General features: G+C 60.0%; 1 protein-coding gene. It reads right to left on the bottom strand.

The genetic code is table 11. The annotated features are described in order from the left end of the window. Window positions 1-289: 289 nt before the first annotated feature. Window positions 290-4012: a Ti-type conjugative transfer relaxase TraA gene (gene traA / locus DOU54_RS10625; protein WP_113731247.1), complete on the bottom strand. Its 3723-nt coding sequence runs from the start codon at window positions 4010-4012 to the stop codon at window positions 290-292. Window positions 4013-4149: the final 137 nt, after the last annotated feature.

Genomic DNA, 4149 nt, shown 5'->3' with positions numbered 1-4149 from the left:
GAGAGTAAATACAACCTGGCGGAGAGGGTGGGATTCGAACCCACGATACCCTTGCAGGTATGCCGCATTTCGAGCGCGGCGCATACCACTTTGCACCTCTCAGCCGGAATAAACTACAAGGTTCGCGCGGGCACACCACCGATTATCGCAGACGGCATTAGGATTCTGAACTTGCGACAACAGCACTTTTCACTCTCACTGCCGCGTCGATCACGAGCCTGAGCTCACGTTTCCATCAAGCGATCCAAACTACAGGATTGTTGCAGGGATGAAAAGATTAGATCATTTGCTACCGACTCAGTCCAAGCCCCTGTGACCGGTTCATTTGCTGTTTCAGCGCATAGTCATGGCTGAGCTCGGCGTGGCGTGTACGATACACAATACGGGCGATCGCCTCGATCTGCTCGGCGTGCTTTGCGAGCTCCGGGCGTGTCTCAAGCTCTTCGCCGAACCTGCGAGGATCGGAACTACCAAACCGCTGCGTGAGTGCTTCGGCCACCAGCTTTGCTTCATTGAGCGCGGCTTGCCCCTCAGGTGACGATCGCAGCTCTTTGATGAACTTGCTTCGCCTCTCGACCGGCATCTTCTCCACCTGGGCAATGATTTCGGCACTAAGCGTCGTGAGACCGGGCACCTCGATCACGTCACGCTGTTCACGCTGCCATTGTTCGCTTTGACGCTCTTCCCCAAGCCTGCGCTCCCATGCCTCTGAGACATAGCCGATATGGGCAGCGAGAGACCTGGCATATTGCAGCGCCTCCTTCCGCTCCTTGTTGTTGCCGAACAGACCTGACTTGCCGCGTAGCTCCCCAAACCGCTCTGGCTGCTCCGCCATGACCTTTGCCATGATCTTGCCATTGCCTTCCTTCTCGGTCATCGCGGTGCGCAGTCTTGCGGCGACTTCGGCCGGATCACGGAACACGTGCTGCACGAGAGAGCCCACCATATCGAATTGCTGATCGATGACGGACATCGCCCTTTGCTGCGCCACCTCTTCGATACTGCGTTGGTATCGGGTGATGGCTGGAACAAGCGGCGCTGGCTTAGCGCGTTCCAGGGGCGAGTGCTGGCCGACAGCTTCTGTGGGGGCAGGGACGGCCCCGTCTCGCGACATGAGATCGGACCAGCGGATGCGGCGATATCCTTTATTGTCCTCAGTTCTGTGCTGATCTTCGCGGCGAACAGGGCCGGCCAGATCGCCGCCAGGTTCCTCGTAAACCCGCTGACGCTCTGATGCCCGGCCCTGCTGCTCCCGAGCCGGTTGGGCCGCGCGGGACAGGACCTCTTGACGCTCATCCCGGCCGGAAGCAAGTTCAATCTCGCTTCTGAGCCCGAGCTGATCCGCGATCGCTTGGTCGCTTGCGATCCATGGGTCGCTGGCGATCCCGCGCCGCTCGGCAAAGTCGCTGATGTAATCCAGCGTGGTTTCCTTTGCGCCAGAACGCGACAGGCGGCTTGCCAGCTTCTGGTAGGCCAGTTCATCATCCTTGACGGCACGCCATGCATTGCGTTCGGTCTTTGTACCGTCCGGAAGCGTGACGGGCGTGGCGCCTTCATGCTGCAGTCCGATCCTGTCACCGATTTTTGGCGATGCCTCCTGCATGGCCCGCTTGAGATCGACACCCCACACGGTATGCCGTTCGCCCTTGTCATTCTCCAGCGTCACAAAATAGCTCTCGCGTGATTGCGGATTATGCTCGTAGGGCGCAACGCCGTGATCAACCAGCCGGCCCGCATTGGTGAACTCCGTGATGTCTGCATAGAGTTGCACGCTGTCGCGGTGCCTGGTCATGGCGACATAGGCCAGATGCCGGTCCATGGTGCTGGACGCCAGCACAAAGGCGTGATCGACCGTCGCTCCCTGGTTTTTATGGATCGTCGTCGCATAACCGTGGTCGATCGCCTGGTAGCTATCCGTGGCAATGCTGACACTGTCGCCGCCTCGGCCATCGAGCCGGGCGATGATCTTGTTTGGTTCGACATACTCGACGGTGCCAAGCATGCCGTTTTTGACGCCGAGGTCGCGGTTGTTTTCGAGGAAGATGATCCGGTCACCGGGAGCGAAGGCGCGTTTGCCGTTACTGGTCTGGAAGGTGAGTTCCTCACCATCCCCACGCCCCGCACCGTCGCTCAGCCCGTGGCCGCGCTCGAGCCTTTGTCTGTTCTGAAGTTCGGAGCGGATAGCGGTATTGAGGGCGCGCACATCGGCGCGGCGATGCGCCATGGCAACCCGGCTGCCATCGGCACGCCGCTCACTGTCGGCAACATAATCACGCACGATCTGCGCCATCGCCGCGTCGCGGCTTTCTGCAAAGTGGATATCGCCGTGATCGCGATAGGCAGCGAGGCCCTCGGCCGTCTTGTGGGTGGCAAAGGCAACCGACGCTTGCCTCTGCCAATCATGGCGCTGGCGGCGAATGCCGGAAAGCTCGACGTGACCAATCTGCTCGGCAATCGCCCTGAAGGGTGCACCGGCCCCGATTGCCTGCAGCTGCTCATGGTCACCAACAAGAACAATCTTTGCGCCGCGTGCGTCGGCCTCTGCGATAAAGCGGGCAAGCTGGCGGCTGCCAGCCATGCCGGCCTCGTCAATGACGAACACGTCGCTGCTGCCGATCAGATCCCGGCCATGGTCCCAACTGTATGACCATGACGCCAGCGTGCGGCTTTGAATGCCGGAACTTTCCTCAAGTCCCTCGGCTGCCTTTCCGGCTAATGCCGCACCATGGACCTGATAGCCTTGAGCCTTCCACGCCTCGCGCGCCGCTGCGAGCATGGTGGACTTTCCCGCACCGGCAAACCCGACCACGGCCGCAATGCGTTCTCGCCCGGTAATATGCTCGATCGCCTGACGCTGTTCGGCCGACAATCCCGCAGACGGATCGCTCGCAGCCGACGGTCCGCCAGAGCTTGTCCGAAGAGCGTGATCCTGCCTTTCCATCGCGCGCTCGACATGGCGCGGATCGACACCGTGGGACTGCGCCTGATGCAGCCGCTCCGCCGATCGCGCCATTGCGAGTTCCAGATCGATCATCTCCCGCGTCGAATAGCGCGCATGGGAGACGTCGCCTGTGTCTGGATCGATGTGCTCAGGTTGAAGTTCCACGAGCGCTGGTGATGCCATGACAGCCGCAAAAGCGTTCCGGAATGTTTGGGCGTCATCGTTGATATAGCGATGCAGGGTTTTGGCGATATCGTGCCGGTCGAACACGCTCTTCTCGTTGCTGATCAGCGTCAGAACCTGCTCCGGTTTTTGCTGGATCAGTTCGGCATTTTGCCGTGCTGCCTCGTCATCCAGCCGGCCGCGCTCGACTGCCATTCCTTGCTGCTGCATCTGCGAGGCATGCACGCCCATATGTTCCGTCGGCGACAACTCGAGACCGCGCTCCACGTGCGAGCGATGATCGATGCGAACATCCAGGCCTTCGCGCTGAAGCTGACGGTTGGCAATGCCTTCCCATGCCTGCCGGATATCGCGCAGCTGCATGTCGGTTGTCGCCATGCCATGTGCCAGCAGCCTTGCGTTCTTGTGCTCGAGACAAGTTTTCTCGCCAAGGCGGGTTCTGCCAACCTCTCGCGTCGTCATCAGCACATGCGCATGGTGGTTCCTGATGTCACCATGCTCGCTTGGCGAATGGATTGCAAAATCCACGGCCGCGCCATAGCGGTTTGCCAGATCCTGGGCGAAGGCGCGTGCAGCCTTCAGCCGCCCTTCTGGCGACAGCTCATGCGGAAGCGCGATTTCGAATTCGCGGGCGACGCGGGCATCTTTTCGCTTTTCTGCAAACTCGGCAGCGTTCCACAATGCCGAACGATCCAAAGCCCAATCGGCAGAAAGACCCTCCGGCAGCACAATCTCCTTATGCTCCACGCCCTCTTTGCGGGTAAAATCATGCACGAGGCCATCGCGGTGATTGGTAAGAAGGACCGCACAACGATAGGCGGCGGATGCCACAGCGCTTCGGCCGGATGAGCGCGAGACAGGTTTGGTGCTGAGATGATAAATCGCCAACCGAAATCTCCGATCCGCAAACGGGGAAATTCAGCGCTCAATTGCGGTGCAAGTCGTAAGTGCGCCCTTGTCTGTTTACCGGTGGCGAGGCTAGCAACATCGAACGGGCATTTCGACTGCTAAAAGTGGTCAGCAAA

This window comes from Agrobacterium sp. MS2 (assembly GCF_003261015.1).
GTDB classification, from domain to species: Bacteria; Pseudomonadota; Alphaproteobacteria; order Rhizobiales; family Rhizobiaceae; genus Agrobacterium; species Agrobacterium pusense.
The sequence above is the reverse complement of the archived record's forward strand: the minus strand, read 5'-3'. Positions and strand labels throughout refer to the sequence as shown.